Origin of the sequence: Achromobacter sp. (genome assembly GCF_050285585.1) — a bacterium.
Classification (GTDB): Bacteria; Pseudomonadota; Gammaproteobacteria; order Burkholderiales; family Burkholderiaceae_B; genus Achromobacter.
On record NZ_JBLZXF010000003.1, the window covers coordinates 273182 to 289797 of the forward strand.

13 protein-coding genes are annotated in these 16616 nt (G+C 68.0%); 8 read left to right on the top strand and 5 right to left on the bottom strand.

Annotated features, from left to right (window positions below; translation table 11 throughout):
* Positions 1-153: 153 nt before the first annotated feature.
* Positions 154-1008: a formyltetrahydrofolate deformylase gene (purU, locus tag ACN6PJ_RS06820; protein ID WP_427995119.1), complete on the top strand. Its 855-nt coding sequence runs from the start codon at positions 154-156 to the stop codon at positions 1006-1008.
* Positions 1009-1021: 13 nt separating this feature from the next.
* On the opposite strand, the gene ACN6PJ_RS06825 is transcribed toward purU, so the two are convergent.
* Entirely contained in the window at positions 1022-2695 is a 1674-nt protein-coding gene (locus tag ACN6PJ_RS06825) for a SulP family inorganic anion transporter (RefSeq protein ID WP_427995120.1), read from the bottom strand.
* A gap of 190 nt (positions 2696-2885) precedes the next feature.
* Positions 2886-3788 carry a LysR family transcriptional regulator gene (locus ACN6PJ_RS06830; protein ID WP_427995121.1) on the bottom strand — a complete coding sequence of 301 codons (903 nt, stop codon included), beginning with the start codon at positions 3786-3788 and terminating at the stop codon, positions 2886-2888.
* A gap of 124 nt (positions 3789-3912) precedes the next feature.
* Between ACN6PJ_RS06830 and ACN6PJ_RS06835 the strand changes: the two genes are divergently transcribed.
* From ACN6PJ_RS06835 to ACN6PJ_RS06845, 3 genes are read left to right on the top strand one after another with little or no spacing between them, the layout of a single operon-like run.
* A complete protein-coding gene (locus tag ACN6PJ_RS06835; RefSeq protein WP_427995122.1) occupies positions 3913-5613 on the top strand; it encodes an acyl-CoA dehydrogenase family protein in 1701 nt (566 codons plus the stop codon).
* A 47-nt stretch (positions 5614-5660) separates the two neighbouring features.
* Positions 5661-6644 (top strand): Bug family tripartite tricarboxylate transporter substrate binding protein, encoded by a 984-nt coding sequence (locus tag ACN6PJ_RS06840; RefSeq protein WP_427995123.1) that lies wholly within the window; start codon positions 5661-5663, stop codon positions 6642-6644.
* Between the two features lie 11 nt (positions 6645-6655).
* Positions 6656-7762 (top strand): CaiB/BaiF CoA transferase family protein, encoded by a 1107-nt coding sequence (locus ACN6PJ_RS06845; RefSeq protein WP_427995124.1) that lies wholly within the window; start codon positions 6656-6658, stop codon positions 7760-7762.
* A gap of 42 nt (positions 7763-7804) precedes the next feature.
* Here ACN6PJ_RS06845 and ggt read toward each other — a convergent pair whose 3' ends face one another.
* Positions 7805-9562, bottom strand: a complete 1758-nt coding sequence (gene ggt, locus ACN6PJ_RS06850) for a gamma-glutamyltransferase (RefSeq protein WP_427995125.1) — start codon at positions 9560-9562, stop codon at positions 7805-7807.
* 110 nt (positions 9563-9672) lie between these two features.
* On the opposite strand from ggt, the gene ACN6PJ_RS06855 reads away from it, so the two are divergent.
* The gene (locus ACN6PJ_RS06855; protein WP_427995126.1) at positions 9673-10578 is read left to right on the top strand and encodes a LysR family transcriptional regulator; all 906 of its coding nucleotides are present in this window, start codon (positions 9673-9675) and stop codon (positions 10576-10578) included.
* Between the two features lie 84 nt (positions 10579-10662).
* Here ACN6PJ_RS06855 and ACN6PJ_RS06860 read toward each other — a convergent pair whose 3' ends face one another.
* Positions 10663-11655 carry a tripartite tricarboxylate transporter substrate binding protein BugE gene (locus ACN6PJ_RS06860; RefSeq protein WP_427995127.1) on the bottom strand — a complete coding sequence of 331 codons (993 nt, stop codon included), beginning with the start codon at positions 11653-11655 and terminating at the stop codon, positions 10663-10665.
* A gap of 241 nt (positions 11656-11896) precedes the next feature.
* On the opposite strand from ACN6PJ_RS06860, the gene ACN6PJ_RS06865 reads away from it, so the two are divergent.
* Entirely contained in the window at positions 11897-12790 is an 894-nt protein-coding gene (locus tag ACN6PJ_RS06865) for an AEC family transporter (RefSeq protein WP_427995128.1), read from the top strand.
* 367 nt (positions 12791-13157) lie between these two features.
* On the opposite strand, the gene fumC is transcribed toward ACN6PJ_RS06865, so the two are convergent.
* On the bottom strand, positions 13158-14543 hold the full coding sequence (gene fumC, locus ACN6PJ_RS06870) for a class II fumarate hydratase (protein WP_427995129.1): 1386 nt from the start codon (positions 14541-14543) through the stop codon (positions 13158-13160).
* A gap of 163 nt (positions 14544-14706) precedes the next feature.
* Between fumC and tsaE the strand changes: the two genes are divergently transcribed.
* Both tsaE and ACN6PJ_RS06880 read left to right on the top strand, forming a co-directional pair.
* The gene (tsaE, locus tag ACN6PJ_RS06875) at positions 14707-15246 is read left to right on the top strand and encodes a tRNA (adenosine(37)-N6)-threonylcarbamoyltransferase complex ATPase subunit type 1 TsaE (RefSeq protein WP_427995130.1); all 540 of its coding nucleotides are present in this window, start codon (positions 14707-14709) and stop codon (positions 15244-15246) included.
* Positions 15174-16559, top strand: a complete 1386-nt coding sequence (locus ACN6PJ_RS06880; protein WP_427995131.1) for an N-acetylmuramoyl-L-alanine amidase — start codon at positions 15174-15176, stop codon at positions 16557-16559. Before tsaE ends, ACN6PJ_RS06880 begins: the two co-directional genes overlap by 73 nt.
* Positions 16560-16616 lie beyond the last annotated feature (57 nt).

Genomic DNA, 16616 nt, shown 5'->3' on the forward strand with positions numbered 1-16616 from the left:
CGGGAGGGCAACACTCTTAGGTTAGCCCCCACGCCGCGCGCGCTACGCGTGCTAGCTGCCCCCCAAGGGGGCTGCCCTCCCTTGGGGCGGCCCGGCGGGAGGGCAACACTCTTACCGTCTTCTAGTTTTATTTTTCCTTTTTTTTCCTGAGCCATGCAGCACAACGACTACATCCTGACCCTGTCCTGCCCCGACCGCACGGGCATCGTGTACCGCGTCAGCGGCCTGTTGTTCGAATTGGGCTGCAACATCCTGGATTCGCAGCAGTTCGGCGACGAAGAAACCGGCCGCTTCTTCCTGCGCGTGCACTTCGACGCGCCCGGCGGCGTGTCCGCCGGCGACCTGCGCGCCCGCCTGGCCGCCATGTCCGACGAGTACGGCATGGAGGTGCAGCTGCACGACGCCCGCCGCAAGGAACGCCTGCTCATCATGGTCAGCAAGCAGGGGCACTGCCTGAACGACCTGCTGTTCCGCGTGCACAGCGGCCACCTGCACGCCGAGGTGGCCGCCATCGTGTCGAATCACAATGACTACGCGAGCCTGGCGGCGTCCTACGGCATCCCCTTCCACCATCTGCCTGTCACCGCCGACACCAAGGCGGAACAGGAACGGCAGGTGCTTGCCCTGGTCGAGCAGGAAAACATCGACCTGGTGGTGCTGGCGCGCTACATGCAGATCCTGTCCGAGGACATGTGCCGCGCGCTGAACGGCCGCGCCATCAATATCCACCACAGCTTCCTGCCCAGCTTCAAGGGCGCCCGCCCGTATCACCAGGCGCACGCGCGCGGCGTGAAGATCATCGGCGCCACCGCCCACTACGTGACCTCGGACCTGGACGAAGGCCCCATCATCGACCAGGACATCGAGCGCGTGGACCATACGATGACCGCCCAGGACCTGACCCAGGTCGGCAGCGACATCGAATCCCTGGTGCTCTCGCGCGCCGTGCGCAGCCACGTCGAACACCGCATCCTGCTGAACCGCAACAAGACGGTGGTCTTCCGCTAGCCGGACGGCGCCCCTACGCGCCGCCGTCCGCCCGAGCCAGCGCCACGGCAGCCGCCGTGGCGCTCGCCACGTCGGGCTGCAGATGGCCCTGCAGGCGCTTGTACAGGCCGATGCGGCGCGCGATGTCCTGCGGCTGGCCCATCAGCCCGGAGACGATCAAGCGCACCTGGCGCGCGTCGCATGCATCGCTCAGCCCTTCGAGCGCCTCGGCCCCCGTCGAATCCACGTAGATCACGTTCTTCAGGTCCAGCACCAGCGCCCGCTCGGGCAGATGGTCTTCGAGCGACTCCACCAGCTTGGTCGCGCCGAAGAAAACCGTGCCGTACAGGCGCCAGACCGCGACCTTCCCTTCCAGCCCCGCCAGCAGGGGCTGCTCGGCCGCCGTGATCCGTTCCGCGCGCGACAGGCTGGAGATGCGGTAGATGAAGGTGATGCAGGCGGCGAAGATGCCGAATTCCACCGCGATCGTCAGGTCGAATATCACCGTCAGCAGGAACACCGACACCAGCGTGACGCGGTAAGGCAGCCGATAGGTCTTGAGCCGCGCGAACTCGCGCCACTCGCCCATGTTCCAGGCCACGAACATCAGAATGGCCGCCAGGGTGGCCAGCGGAATGGAGGCGGCGAGCGGCGCGGCCACCAGGATCACCAGCAGCAGCACCAGGGCATGCACCATGCCCGAGACGGGGCTGGTGGCTCCGCTTTTCACGTTCGTCACCGTGCGCGCAATGGTGCCGGTGGCGGGCATGCCGCCGAAAAAGGGCGTGACGAAGTTGGCGACGCCCTGCGCCATCAATTCCTGGTTGGGATCATGCCGGTCGCCGATCATCCCGTCGGCCACGCGCGCGCACAGCAGCGACTCGATCGCCCCCAGCACCGCCAGCGTGATGGTGGGCATGAGCAGAAAGCGGGCCGATTCCCAGCTGAATGCCGGCAGCGTGAAATCGGGCAGCGCCGCCGGTATGCCACCGAAACGGCTGCCGATGGTTTCGACGGGCAGGCCGAACATGGCCACCGCCGCCGTGGCCAGCGCCAGCGCCACGATGGAACCCGGCACCCGCGTCAGCCGCGCGGCCCGGCGGCCGCCCCATTTCGGCAGCCAGCGCTGCCAGCCGACGATCACCAGCAGCGACACCAGCGCCACGCCGGCGGCCCATGGATTGAGCGTGGACAGATGGCCGCCGAGCGCCCCCAGGATCCCGAAGAAATCGCCCGGCATCTCGGGAATCGCAAGGCCCAGGAAATCCTTGACCTGCGACAGCGCGATCAGCACCGCGATGCCGTTGGTGAAGCCGATGATGACCGCCACCGGAATGAAGCGCACCAGTGTCCCCAGCCTGAGCAGCCCCATCACGAACAGCAGCACGCCCGACAGCGCCGTGGCGATGATCAGGTTGGCCACGCCGTACTGCTGCACGATGTCGTAGACGATGACGATGAACGCGCCCGCCGGCCCGCCTATCTGCACCCGGCTGCCGCCGAGCAGGGCGATCAGGAAGCCCGCGATGATGGAGGTGAACAGGCCCGCCTCCGGCTTGAGGCCCGAACCGATGGCGAAGGCCATGGCCAGCGGCAGCGCCACCACGGCCACCGTGAGGCCGGCGCCGAGGTCCTGCAGGAAGCGGCTGCGGTCGTAGCCGCGCAGCGCCACGAAGAGACGCGGATGAAAGGAAAAGGGAATGTCCACAATCGGCTCCGGAGAAGTGAAACTGAAGCGCCCTCGTTTGGGGTTCAGTTCTTCGCCGGAGGGCCGCAATGACGCAGCCGGGTGATGAAACGCTTGCGGCGTGTCAGCGGCAGGATCGGTCGATAGGACATGGCCGGACCAGTGTACTCCCGCGGCCCCGGCTCTGGCGCTGCCTGTTTGAAGTCCGGCCCTAGGAAGTTTCCGGACCGGCCCCGTAATGCCGCGCCACCAGCTCGACGGCCTTCTCCTGCAGCGGCGTGCGCCCGGCGCCGGGCCAGATCGCCTGGCTGACCGAGCGCGCCGCGTGCTCGAATGCGATGAAGCGCGTGCCGGCCAGGCCGCTGCTCGACAGGCAGGCCGGCACGATGGACACGCCCAGTCCCTGCGACACTAGCGACGCGACGCTCAGCCAATGCCGCACCTCGTGCCGGATGACGGGCATGAAGCCGGCCGACACGCACATCGCCAGCACCGTCTCGTAATAGCTCGGCGAAGCCGCCCGGGCAAAGAATACGAAGTCGTCCCCCGACAGTTCGGCCAGCCTTAAAGAGGCGCGGCCTGCCAGCGGATGCCCTTGCGGCAGGCACACCATGAACGGTTCGGCCACGAGGTCGCGCGCCTCCACGCCTTTCGGCAGGGGATTGGCGTGGATGAAACCGAGGTCCTGCTCGCCTCGCCGCACCGCCTCGATCTGGTCATGCGAATTCAGTTCGGTCAGCACGTGCTCCACGTCGGGCAGTTCGGTGCGCATCGCATTCAACAGCGCCGGCAGGCCGCGATACAGCATGGAGCCGACAAAGCCGATGCGCAGCCTGCCTCGCAGGCCCGCGTCCACGCGCTGCACCAGCGTGCGCACTTCTTCCGCCTGGCGCAGCAGCGTCAAGGCCTCGCGATACAGCACTTGCCCGGCGTCGGTCAGCTCCACGTGCCGGCTGCTGCGATTCAGCAGGCGGGCGCCCACGCTGTCCTCCAGCTGCCGGATGGCGTAGCTGAGCGGCGGCTGCGAAATGTGCAGCCGGACGGCGGCCCGGCTGAAATGGCGCTCTTCGGCCACGGCGATGAAATACCGCAGCAGGCGCGGGTCCAGGTCCATGTCAGTCTCCTTCGCGCCCTTATCTATACTTTTTTTGAATTGTTCTACACAAAAACAGTATTTGTATAGATTAATCGATTTGCGCACCATCAAGGCATCTTTTCGTTTTGCACAGGATGCCGCCATGGATGCCCCCGTCAAGACCGTCACGCCCGCCACCACGCCCGTGCCCGATTCGCGCGGCCTGAACCTGTTCCGCGCGGACCCCTACGCCGAGGCGCTCAGCCGGCGCTATCTGCCACCGGCGCTGCATGCCCACCTGCTGCCCCATCTCGACCGGCTGGGCGAGCTGGCGGGCGGCGCCATGGACGAACTGGCCTCCACGGCGGACAAGCACCCGCCTACGCTCTCGGTGCGCAACCGCGCCGGGACGGACGAATCCCGCATCGACAAGCACCCCGCCTACGTCGAGCTCGAACGGCTGGCCTATAGCGAGTTCGGCCTGGCCGCGCTGTCGCACCGGGGCGGCGTGCTGGGCTGGCCCGAGCCCATGCCCGCCGCCGCCAAGTACGCGCTCAGCCATCTGTTCGTGCAGGCGGAGTTCGGCCTGTGCTGCCCGGTCAGCATGACGGACTCGCTGGCCCGCACGCTGCGCAAGTTCGGCGACCCCAAGCTCGTCGAACAGGTCCTGCCCCAGGTGACTTCCCAGGATTTCGATACGCTGCGCCAGGGCGCCATGTTCATGACGGAACAGGGCGCGGGCTCCGACGTCAGCGCCACCGAGGTCGCGGCCGAGCTCCAGGATGACGGCACCTGGCGCCTCCACGGCGATAAATGGTTCTGCTCGAACCCGGACGCGGGCTACGCCATGGTGCTGGCGCGCAGCGAACCTCAGGCCGGCCTGAAAGGCGTATCGCTCTTCCTGCTGCCGCGCGACCTGCCCAACGGCGCGCACAACCATTACCGCATCCTGCGCCTGAAAGACAAGCTGGGCACGCGCTCGATGGCCAGCGGCGAAATCCGCCTGGAAGGCGCGGTGGCCTGGCTGGTGGGAGAGCGCGGCCGCGGCTTCAAACAGATGGCGGACATGATCAACAACTCGCGCCTGTCCAACGGCATGCGCGCCGCCGGGCTGATGCGCCGGGCCGTCACCGAAGCGGTCTATTTCTCGCAGCACCGGCGCGCTTTCGGCAAGCGCCTGATCGACATGCCGCTGATGCAGCGCCAGCTGGTCAAGATGACCGTCTGGGCCGAGCAGGCGCGCAGCGTGATGTTCCAGACGGCGCGGGCCCTGGCCGACGCCGACCAGGGCAACGGCTCTCCCGCCCTGGCCCGCATCCTCACACCGCTCATCAAGTTCCGCGCCTGCCGCGACGCCCGCAAAGTCACCGGCGACGCGATGGAAGTGCGCGGAGGCTGCGGCTACATCGAGGAATGGACGGAGCCGCGCCTGGTCCGCGATGCGCATCTGGGCTCCATCTGGGAAGGCACCAGCAACATCGTGGCGCTGGACGTGCTGCGCGCCATCACCAAGGAGCAATCGCTGCCGGCGCTGCGCAGCCATATCGACCGCCTGCTGGCGGACGGCGCGCCCTGCCGCCCCGAGCTCGCCCCGCTGCAGGCGCGCGCGCTGGAGCAGACCTACGCGCTCGCCGAGCATGCCGCGGCAGGCAACCATGCCGAACTGGCCCGCCAGGCGGCGTCGCTGCTGTACCACGCTGTGTCCCTGGCCGCCCTGCGCTGGGAAGCCGCCGCGCCCGGGCTGGAAAGCCGCGCGCAACTGGCCGATCAGGTGCTGCTGCACCGCCTGGGGCCCCGCGATCCCTACACCATCCCCCCCGACGAAAGCGCGGACTGCCGGGCCATCCTGCAATACGCGCTGTAAACCGACGCCGGCGGCACAGCCGGCGCGCCCCACCACTGGAGACAAGCATGAACCGCTACCTCGCCCCCTTGCTGCTGGCGGCCGCCGCCGCGGCCGTCCCCGCGGCGCCCGCCCTGGCCGCCGACGCCTATCCCTCGGAACGCCCGGTCACGCTGATCGTGCCCTTCCCGCCCGGCGGCCCCACCGACGCCCTGGCCCGCAGGCTGGCCGACAAGCTCAGGCAGCCGCTGAACCAGAACGTGATCGTCGAAAACCGCAGCGGCGCGGGCGGCAACATCGGCTCGGAGTACGTGGCCCATGCCAGGCCCGACGGCTATACCATCCTCTTCGGCACCTCGGGGCCGCTGGCGATCAACGTCAGCCTGTACAAAAAACAGGGCTACGACCCCCAGACCAGCTTCACGCCCATCATCCGGATCGGCCACCTGCCCAATATCCTGGTGGTGAACCCGTCCGTGCCCGCCAAGAACATGCAGGAGCTCATCGCCTACGCCAAGAAGAACCCCGACGCGCTGAGCTATGCCTCGTCCGGCAACGGCGCGTCTTCGCACCTGGCCGGCATTCTCTTCAACCGCATGGCCGGCACCCAGATCATGCACATTCCCTACAAGGGTACCGGCCCCGCCCTGAACGACCTGCTGGGCGGACAGGTATCCATGTCATTCACCGACATCCTGACCGCGCTGCCCTACGTCAAGGCCGGCAAGCTGCGCGCCATCGGCCTGGCCAGCGCCCAGCGCTCAGACGCGCTGCCCGACCTGCCCACGCTGTCGGAGCAAGGGCTGAAGGGCTACGACGTCAGCGTGTTCTTCGGCATCGTGGCGCCCAAAAACACGCCGGCGCCGATCGTCGACACCCTGAACCGGGCGTTCCAGAGCGCGCTGTCCGATCCCGACGTGGCCCAGACGCTGCGCAGCCAGGGCATCGTCGAAGCGCAGGACAAAACGCCTCAAGGCCTGTCCTCGTTCATATCGGCCGAAGTGCCCAAATGGCGCGACGTCATCGCCAGCGCCCACGTTTCCATCGACTGAACGGATCCCTCATGGCTGCAACCCTACCCAACGCCGGCGCCCTGGCCGGCTGCAAGGTGATCGACCTGTCCCGCGTGCTGGGCGGCCCCTATTGCACGCAGATCCTGGGCGACCACGGCGCCGACGTGCTCAAGATCGAGCCGCCCGGCGGCGACGAAACGCGGGGCTGGGGCCCGCCCTTCCTGGGCGACACCGCGTCCTACTTCATCGGCGTGAACCGCAACAAGGAAGGCATGACGCTGGACCTGTCCCAGGAGGCGGGCCAGGAACTGCTGCGCCGCCTGCTGGCCGACGCCGACGTGCTGGTCGAGAATTTCAAGCCCGGCACGCTCGAAAAATGGGGCCTGGGGTACGACACCCTGAGCCGGGAGTTCCCGGCGCTGATCCATTGCCGGGTCAGCGGCTTCGGATCCGATGGGCCGCTGGGCGGCCTGCCCGGCTACGACGCCTGCGCCCAGGCCATGTGCGGCCTCATGAGCGTGAACGGCGAGGCGGAGGGAGAAGCCACCCGCGTCGGCCTGCCGGTGGTGGACATGGTGACGGGCCTGAACGCGGCGGTAGCCATCCTGCTGGCGCTGAACGAGCGCGGCCGCAGCGGCCTGGGCCAGTTCCTCGACATCACGCTGTACGACTGCGCCCTGTCGCTGCTGCATCCACATGCGCCGAACTACTTCTACAGCGGCAAGGTGCCCGCGCGCAGCGGCAACGCGCACCCGAACATCGCCCCCTACGAAACTCTCCCCACGGCCACCGGCCCGATATTCCTGGCGGTGGGCAACAACCGGCAATTCGCGCAGCTGGCGCAGGCGCTGGAAGCGCCGGCGCTGGCCGAGGACCCGCGCTATGCCGCCAACGCGGACCGCCTGCGCAACCGCCAGGCCCTGCGCGACGACCTGTCCGCGCTGCTGGCCGGGCACGACGCGGCCGCGCTGGCCGACCGCCTGCTGCGCAGCGGCGTGCCCGCTGCCGCCGTGCTGACGGTGGACCAGGCGCTGGCGCATCCGCACACCCGGCATCGCGGCATGGTGCTGGAGCAAGGCGGCTACCGCGGGGTCGGCTCCCCCATCAAGCTGTCGCGCACTCCCGCCACACTGCGCAAGCTCCCGCCGGGGCGGTAGGCTGGCGCGGCGCGGGGCTCGCATTACGCCCGGCGTTTCGCGTCAGCCGCCCCGCGCCAGGCCTTCGCGGCGCGGGTCCACCCCGCCTTGCAGTCCGTCCGGGCCGATCACGATGCCATGGATGCCGCTGGGAAAATCGGTGATGCGCACGGGGTGCCCCATGCGCTCCAGCGCGGGAGCCAGGGCCTCCAGCGGCGTTCCCTTCTCGAGTTCGGTGTCCTTGTTGCGGCTGCCCATGTTGGGCAGGGCGATGGCGGCCTGGATGTCCAGGCCCCAATCCAGCACGCCCACCAATGTCTTGGCCACGTAGTTGATGATGGCGCTGCCGCCGGGGGATCCCACCAGCAGATAGGGCTTGCCGTCGCGCAGCACGATCATCGGCGCCATCGCGCTGCGCGGACGCTTGCCGGGCTCGATCCGGTTGGCCACCAGCCTGCCTTCGGGATCCCGGTAGGACGAGGAAAAATCCGTCATCTCGTTGTTCAGCAGAAAGCCGCGCACGAAGATCTTGCTGCCGAATTCGCTTTCGATGGTGGTCGTCATGCTCAGCGCATTGCCCTGGGCGTCGACCGCCACCAGGTGGCTGGTCGACGGCAGCTCGAGCGCATTGTCCTTGCCCAGCGACAGGAGCTTGCCTTCCGGATCGCCTGGCAGCGCCACCTTCATGCTCCGGTCCGGCCGGATCAGGGCGCCGCGCGCGCGCAGGTAGGCCGGGTTCAGCAAGGCGCTCACCGGCACCGGCGCGTAGGCCGGATCGGCGACGTAGAAGTCGCGGTCGGCGAAGGCCAGCCTGCCCGCCTCGGAGAAATAGTGCACGGCCTCGACGCTGCCCGGCGCATAGCGGCCGATGGGAAACTGCTCCAGTTCGCCCAGCATCTGCAGCACCGCGATGGGCCCGCTGCTGGGCGGCCCCATGCCGCACAGCCGGTAGCCGCGGTAGTCGCCGCAAATGGGCGGACGCTTCAGGGCGCGGTAGGCGGCCAGGTCGGCCAGGCTCAGGTCGCCCGGCACGGCGTGCCCATGCACGGCGGCGACGATGTCATGGGCGATCTCGCCCTGGTAGAACGCGTCCGCGCCCTGCTCCGCCACCGCCCGCAGTGTGCGCGCGAATTCCGGGTTCTTCAGCACGTGGCCGACTGGCCACGCCGTGCCGTCCGGCGCGTAGAAATAGGCGGCCGCCGCCGGCTGCGCGGGCAGCGCCTTGTTGCCCGCCAGCAATTTGTGCAGGCGCGGGGAGACGGCGAAGCCCTGCTCGGCCAGCCGGATCGCGGGCTGGAACAGATCGGCCCAGGGCAGCACGCCGTGCTCCTTGTGCGCCAGCTCCAATCCGCGCAGCAGGCCGGGCACGGCCACCGACATGCCGTTGTTGACGGCCTGCGCGAACGGCAGGGGCTTGCCCTGGGCGTCCAGGAAGCGGTCCTCGCGGGCCGCCGCGGGCGCCGTCTCGCGGCTGTCGTAGGTTTGCATGCGGCCGTTGCCTGCCGTATACAGCACCATGAACGCGCCGCCGCCGATGCCGGAGGATTGCGGCTCCACCAGGTTCAACACCAGCTGGGTCGCAATGGCCGCATCCACGACGCTGCCGCCCCGGCGCAACATGTCATCGCCGGCCTGCGTCGCGAGCGGATTGGCCGACACCATCATGAAGCGCGATGCCCGCGCCAGTTGCCGGGCCTGCGTGCCGGTGGCGGCCTCCGGGTTGAGGTCCTCGGCCGCCGGCGGCGTCCGCGCCCAGGCGGCGGGCATGGCGGCCATCGCGGCGGCAAGCAGGATCGCGGCGACGTGACTGGGTGCGCGCATGAGGAACTCCGATGTGCGCCGGCATTCCGGCAGGCGTCCATCATATCAACGCATCCGGCCGGCGCATCCGGCATAGAATCCCGGTTTCCGTCCATTGCCCACGTCGTGCCATGCGCCTGCGTCACATCGAGATTTTCGAAGCGATCCGCCGCACCGGATCCCTGACCGAGGCCGCGGCCGCGCTGCACATTTCGCAGCCCGCCGCCAGCAAGCTGCTGGCGCACGCCGAGGCCCAGTTGGGTTTCAAGCTATTCGAACGCGTAAAGGGCCGGCTGGTCGCCACCCGCGAAGCCGAGATCCTCACCCCTGAAGTCGCGCGCCTGAACCAGGATCTGAACAGCGTGCGCCGGCTGGCGGCCAGCCTGCGCGACCGGCCCAACGGGCACTTGCGGCTGGGCTGCGCCCCCGCGCTGGGCCTGGGGCTGCTGCCGGGCGTGGTGCGCGACAGCCGCGATGCGCAGCCCGGCATCACTTTCGACATCCACACGCATCACAGCGCCGAACTCGTCCAGGGCCTGCTGACGCGCGAGCTGGACCTGGCCATCACTTTCGACACGAACGACTATCCGGGCCTCACGCGCATGGGCCTGGGCCACACCGAGCTCGTGCACCTGAGCCGCAAGCCCGGTTCGGGGCCGCTCAGGCTGACGGAGGTGTCGGCCATGGCGGGCGACACGCTGATCGTGCTGGACGCGAGCGACGCCTCCGGCGCCCTGCTGCAGATGGCGCTGGATGCGCAGGGCCTGGATCCGCAGGTCGCCATCCAGGTGCAGACCCACTATGTGGCCTGCGCGCTGGTCGAGGCAGGCTGCGGCGACGCCATCGTGGATGCGATCACGGGCCAGGCGATGCTGCGTCCCGGCATGAACCTGCGCCGCCTGGAACCGGCGCTGCGCGTGCCCATCAGCATCATGGTGCGCAACCAGGATCCCCTGTCCGCCCTGCACCGCGACCTGATCGAACGGCTGAAGGCCGGTTGCGAAGCGCGCCAGGCGGCGCTCGACAGCCCCGCCTGAAGGCTCCGGCCCGCAACAGAACAACGGGCGCCCGAAGGCGCCCGTTGTTTTGCCATGGACGGGCCTGGCCCGCCCCAGGCGACATCAGTCCAGCTTGATGTTCTGCTTCTTCACGACGTCCTTCGCCCAGTCGTACTGCTCCTTGATTTCCTTGGCGAATTCCTCGGGCGTGTTGCCCGACGGCGCCGAGCCCTGGTCGTCCAGCGCCTTGATGACCTTCGGGTCCTTCAGGGCCACGACGGCCGCGTCACGCAGCTTGTTCACGACTTCCATGGGCGTGCCCTTCGGGGCCAGCAGGCCGTACCAGACCGGCTGGTTCAGCACGGGGAAGCCGGCATCCTTGAACGTGGGAACGTCCTTGATGGCTTCGATGCGGTCCGGCCACGCGATGGCCATGGCGCGCAGCTTGCCCGCCTGGATCTGCGGCATCGACGACGGCAGGTTGTCGAAGATGATTTCGATCTGGCCGCCGACGGCGTCGGCCACGGCCGGGCCCGAGCCCTTGTACGGCACGTGCACGATATCCGTGCCGGTAGCCATCTTGAAGGATTCGCCCATCAGGTGCAGCACGCCGCAGGTGCCCGAGCTGCCATAGGAGTACTTGCCCGGATTCTTCTTCAGCTCTTCCAGGAAGCCCTTGAAATCCTTGGCGGGGAACTTCGGATTCACGGCCACGACGTTGGCGGTGTTGGCGAAGTTGGTGACCGGCTGGAAATCCTTGATCGGATCGTAGGGCAGGTCGTTGGGACGGCAGGCGGGGTTCACGGCCATCGTCGACACAGTGGCGATGGACAAGGTGTAGCCGTCGGCATCGGCGCGCGCGGCTTCGGACGCGCCGATGGCGCCGCCTGCGCCGCCCTTGTTTTCCACGACCATGGGCTGGCCCAGTTCCTGGCTCATGCGCTGCGTCACGAGGCGCGCGATGATGTCGGTGGAACCGCCAGGCGCAAACGGAACGATGACGCGGATGGCCTTGCTCGGGTACTTGTCGGCGGCGTGCGCGACGGAGGCGCCGAAGGTACCGGCAGCGCCGGCGGCCACGGCGATGGCCACGGCCAGGGAGCGGACTTTGTTCATAGAAGTGTTTCCTCCAATTTTGCGGGCCCGCATGTAAACGGCCCGTATGTGATGTGCCCGCCTGTGGACGGGTCAGCAATTGATGACGGCGGCGCGCTGCGTGGGTACGGGTCGAATCGCACCGCTTTTGTAGGTTGCTTGTGGCACACGCGGCCGCCGGAATGACGGAGAATAGCAGCAAATGCTTACAGTCGCATAGCGTGCCGATTCCCGGTTGACGCCCATCAATTCGTACTCGCCCATGTCGGTAGCACTCCTGGTTTTCCCTGATTTTCTGCTGGTCGCTCTCGGTTGGGCGCTGCGTCACAAACTGGGTTTCTCCCGGGAGTTCTTCGCCGGCACGGAGCGGCTGGTCTACTTCGTCCTCTTCCCCGCCCTGCTGTTCCAGTCCATCATCCGCACCCCCATCACGGCCGGGAACGCGGCCATGCTGCTGCAGGCCACCGCGGCCGTCATCGGCTCGGGCGTCGCGCTGTCCTGGCTGGCCGGCCTGGCGCTGCGGCCCGCTTCGCTGGCACTGGCCTCGTCGGCGCAGTGCGGCTACCGCTTCAATACCTATATCGGCCTGGCCCTGTCGGCCAGCCTGGGCGGCTCGCAGGGCCAGACGGTCATGGCCTTGATCGTCGGCTTCGCCGTGCCGATGGCCAATCTGGCCGCAGTCTACGGGCTTGCCCGCCACAGCGGCGGCAACCTGTTCCGCGAGCTGGCGCGCAATCCGCTCCTGATCTCCACCTTGCTGGGCCTGGCCTGCAACCTGGCCGGCCTGCACCTGCCGGGCCCCGTGGACACGGTGCTGGCCCGCCTGGGCGCGGCAGCCATCGCGCTGGGCATCATCTGCGTGGGAGCAAGCCTGTCCTGGGAAGGCGGCAAGGGCCATGGCGCGCTGATCGCGTGGATGCTGGCGGTAAAGCTCGTGGCGCTGCCCGCCGTCGCCTGGCTGGTGGCGGGCCTGCTGGGCCTGCCCCCCCTGGAGGCGCGGATGCTCCTGCTGTTTGCCGCCCTGCCCACGGCCTCCGCAGCCTATGTGCTGGCGATGCGCATGGGCGGCGACGGCCGCATGGTGGCGGTGCTGATATCGCTGGGCACGCTGTTTTCCGCGCTGTCGATCCCCCTGTGGCTGCTGATCGCGGGATAAGGCGCTCGAGAGGCAGCAAGCGCGCAGAGCGCGCGCACCATGGAAGCATCCACAGCCTCCGCAAGAATGGCCGGCCCGCCGCCGGGCCGCCCCAAGGCGGGCCAGCCCCCTCGGGAGGCAGCAAGCGCGCAGAGCGCGCGCACCATGGAAGCATCCACAGCCTCCGCAAGAATGGCCGGCCCGCCGCCGGGCCGCCCCTAGGCGGGCCAGCCCCCTCGGGGGGCAGCAAGCGCGCAGAGCGCGCGCACCATGGAAGCATTCACAGCCTCCGCAAGAATGGCCGGCCCGCCGCCGGGCCGCCCCTAGGCGGGCCAGCCCCCTCGGGGGGCAGCAAGCGCGCAGAGCGCGCGCAGCGTGGGGGCTACTTCTATTTATTCGTCATGGCTGCCGGCACGACCCATTCGGCGAACTGCTCTTCGGTCAGGTAGCCCAGCGCTAGCGCCGACTCCTTCAACGACAGGCCTTCCTTGTGCGCCTTCTTCGCGATCTGCGCGGCCTTGTCGTAGCCGATGTGGGGATTCAGCGCCGTAACCAGCATCAACGAACGATCCACCAGTTCGGCGATGCGCTCGCGATTGGGCTCGATGCCCGCGGCGCAATGCTTGTCGAAGCTGGCCATGCCGTCCGTCAGCAGGCGCACCGACTGCAGGAAATTGTGGATCACCAGCGGCTTGTACACGTTCAGTTCGAAATTGCCGCTGGCGCCGCCGATGTTGATCGCCACGTCGTTGCCCAGCACCTGCGCGGCCAGCATCGTGATGGCTTCGCATTGCGTAGGGTTGACCTTGCCCGGCATGATCGAACTGCCCGGCTCGTTCTCGGGAATGCTGATCTCGCCCAGGCCCGAACGCGGGCCGCTGGACAGCCAGCGCACGTCGTTGGCGATCTTCATCAGGCCGGCCGCCAGCGACTTCAGCGCGCCGTGCGCGAACAGCAGCGCTTCGTGCGAAGCCAGCGCCTGGAACTTGTTGGGCGCCGACACGAAGGCCGTGCCGGTGGCGTGCGCCAGTTCAGCCGCCACCTTGGCGCTGAATTGCGGATGCGCGTTCAGGCCGGTGCCCACGGCGGTGCCGCCGATGGCCAGCTGGTGCAGGCCAGGCAGGGTGGCGCGGATCTGCTGCTCCGCCAGGTCCAGCTGGGCCACATAGCCCGAAAGCTCCTGGCCCAGGGTCAGCGGGGTTGCGTCCTGCAAGTGCGTGCGGCCGATCTTGACGATGTCATAGAAGTCCGCGCTCTTGGCGGCCAGCGTGGCGCGCAGCGCCTTCAGCGCGGGCAGCAGGTGGTGCTCCACCTGCACGGCGGCAGCGACGTGCATGGCGGTCGGGAAGGTGTCGTTGGACGACTGTCCGCGGTTCACGTGATCGTTCGGATGCACCTTGCGCTCTTCGCCGCGCACGCCGCCCAGCAGCTCGGAGGCGCGGTTGGCCAGCACCTCGTTCATGTTCATGTTGCTCTGGGTCCCCGAACCGGTCTGCCAGACCGACAGCGGGAACTCGCCCGGCCATTTGCCGGCAATCACTTCGTCGGCGGCGCGGACGATGCCATCGGAGATCTTGGGGTCCAGTTCGCCCAGGTCGGCGTTGACCTTGGCCGCCGCCCGCTTCAGGCGCGCCATCGCTTCGACCAGGGGCGCCGGCATCTTTTCGGTGGAAATCGCGAAGAAATGCAGCGAGCGCTGCGTCTGGGCGCCCCAAAGATGGTCTTCAGGCACTTCAATCGGGCCAAACGTGTCTTTTTCGATGCGGGTCTTCATGGCGCGTGCAACTCCGTGGCAACGTCGATGGCGGCCGGCGGTCGCGCGCCGGCAACGGTAATATTGAGAATGAAAATCACTACTAGATTAGCAGAAACCCGCATTCCTATAATTGCGCGTACATCCGTGTTTCCTCCACCATTTTTACCACTCGCCCAGCGCCATGTCCGCCCCTCTCTGCAGCCTGACCTCGCACCTGCCCGACGAAGCCGCCACGGAAGCGCTGGCGCGGCAGCTCGCCCCCCTGGTGTCCGGCCGGCAAACGGGGCAGGCGGGCGGCTGCATCCACCTCCAGGGGGACCTCGGCGCGGGGAAAACGGCCTTCACCCGGGCGCTGTTGCGCGAATGCGGCATCACCGGGCGAATCAAAAGTCCGAGCTACGCGCTGCTTGAATCCTATAAAGTTTCTAACTTATACTTCTATCACCTTGATTTTTATAGATTTAGTGATTCGCGCGAATGGTTGGACGCAGGATTCCGGGATTTGCTGCGTGACGACGCGGTCGTTTTGATCGAATGGCCGGAGCGGGCAGAGGGCCTTTTGCCCCCGCCCGACCTGCTGATTTCCCTAGCCTATGCAGGCGAAGGACGCGACGCCACCCTGACCGCGTACACCGCTCGAGGACAAACATGGTTGAACGCGATTGTCCCCCCGCCCTCAGCGGCGCCCTCCCCTCGGCAGGCGCCACCCGGCGCCGCCTGATCAGCGTCGCAGCCACCCTGCTCGTCCTGCCGGTCCTGCCCCGCCTGGCCCAGGCGGCGACGATCCTGGCCGTTCGCACCTGGCCGGCCGACGAATACACCCGGGTTACGCTCGAGCTCGACAGCGAGCTCAAGGCCGAACAGTTCACGCTGGAAAATCCTCACCGCCTCGTGGTGGATATTGAGGGACTGACCATCAGCGCCGCCCTGAACGACCTGGTTTCCAAGGTCCGCCCTGACGACCCTTATATCCAGAGCCTGCGCGTGGCGCAGAACCGTCCGAACGTGGTGCGCCTGGTGTTCGACCTGAAGCAGCCCGTGGCGCCGCAGGTGTTCACGCTGAAGCCGGTGGCCGACTACCAGTACCGCCTGGTGCTGGATCTGTACCCGAAAATCGCCCAGGACCCGCTGATCGCCATCCTGAACAAGCAAAGCGGCCCCGACGTGGACGATCCGCTGGCGCGCATCCTGGAAGATATCCAGCGCAACCCTGTAACCCGCGCCGACCCGCCCGAGCCGCCCCGCGTCCAGGGCCAGCAGCCCGCCCCCGCCCTGCCGTCCACGCCCAAGCCTCCGCCGGCCACCGCCAGCCGCGGCAAGCAGCGCATGCTGACCATCGCGCTGGACCCTGGCCACGGCGGCGAGGATCCGGGCGCCATCGGCAGCAGCGGCCTGCGCGAGAAAGACGTGGTGCTGCGCATCGCCCGGCGCCTGAAGGCGCTGATCGACAGCCAGCCCTATATGCGCGCCTATCTCACGCGCGACGACGACTACTTCGTGCCCCTGCACGTGCGCGTGCAGAAGGCCCGCCGCGTGCGCGCGGACCTCTTCATTTCCATCCACGCCGACGCCTGGATCAAGCCCTCGGCCAACGGATCCTCGGTGTTCGCGCTGTCGCAGCGCGGCGCCACCAGCACGCAGGCGCGCTGGATGGCCGACAAGGAAAACGCGGCCGACCTGATCGGCGGCGTCAACCTGGGCAGCCACGACCGCCAGGTGGCGAAGGTGCTGCTGGACCTGTCCACCACCGCGCAGATCAACGACTCGCTGAAGGTCGGCAGCGCCTTCCTGGACGAAATCAAGAAGATCAACCGCCTGCACAAGAACAGCGTCGAACAGGCCGGCTTCGCCGTGCTGAAGGCGCCGGACATTCCGTCGGTGCTGGTCGAGACCGCCTTCATCAGTAATCCGCAGGAAGAAGCCCTGCTGCGCAGTTCCTCGCACCAGGACAAGCTGGCGCAAGCCATGATGACGGGCATCCAGCGTTACTTCACCGCCAATCCGCCGCTCGCGCGGCTGGGCGACGTGAGCTGAAGCCGTTTCGTTGCCCGGCCGGCCCCGGCGATAAAAAAGGCGATGCGCGGGAGATGC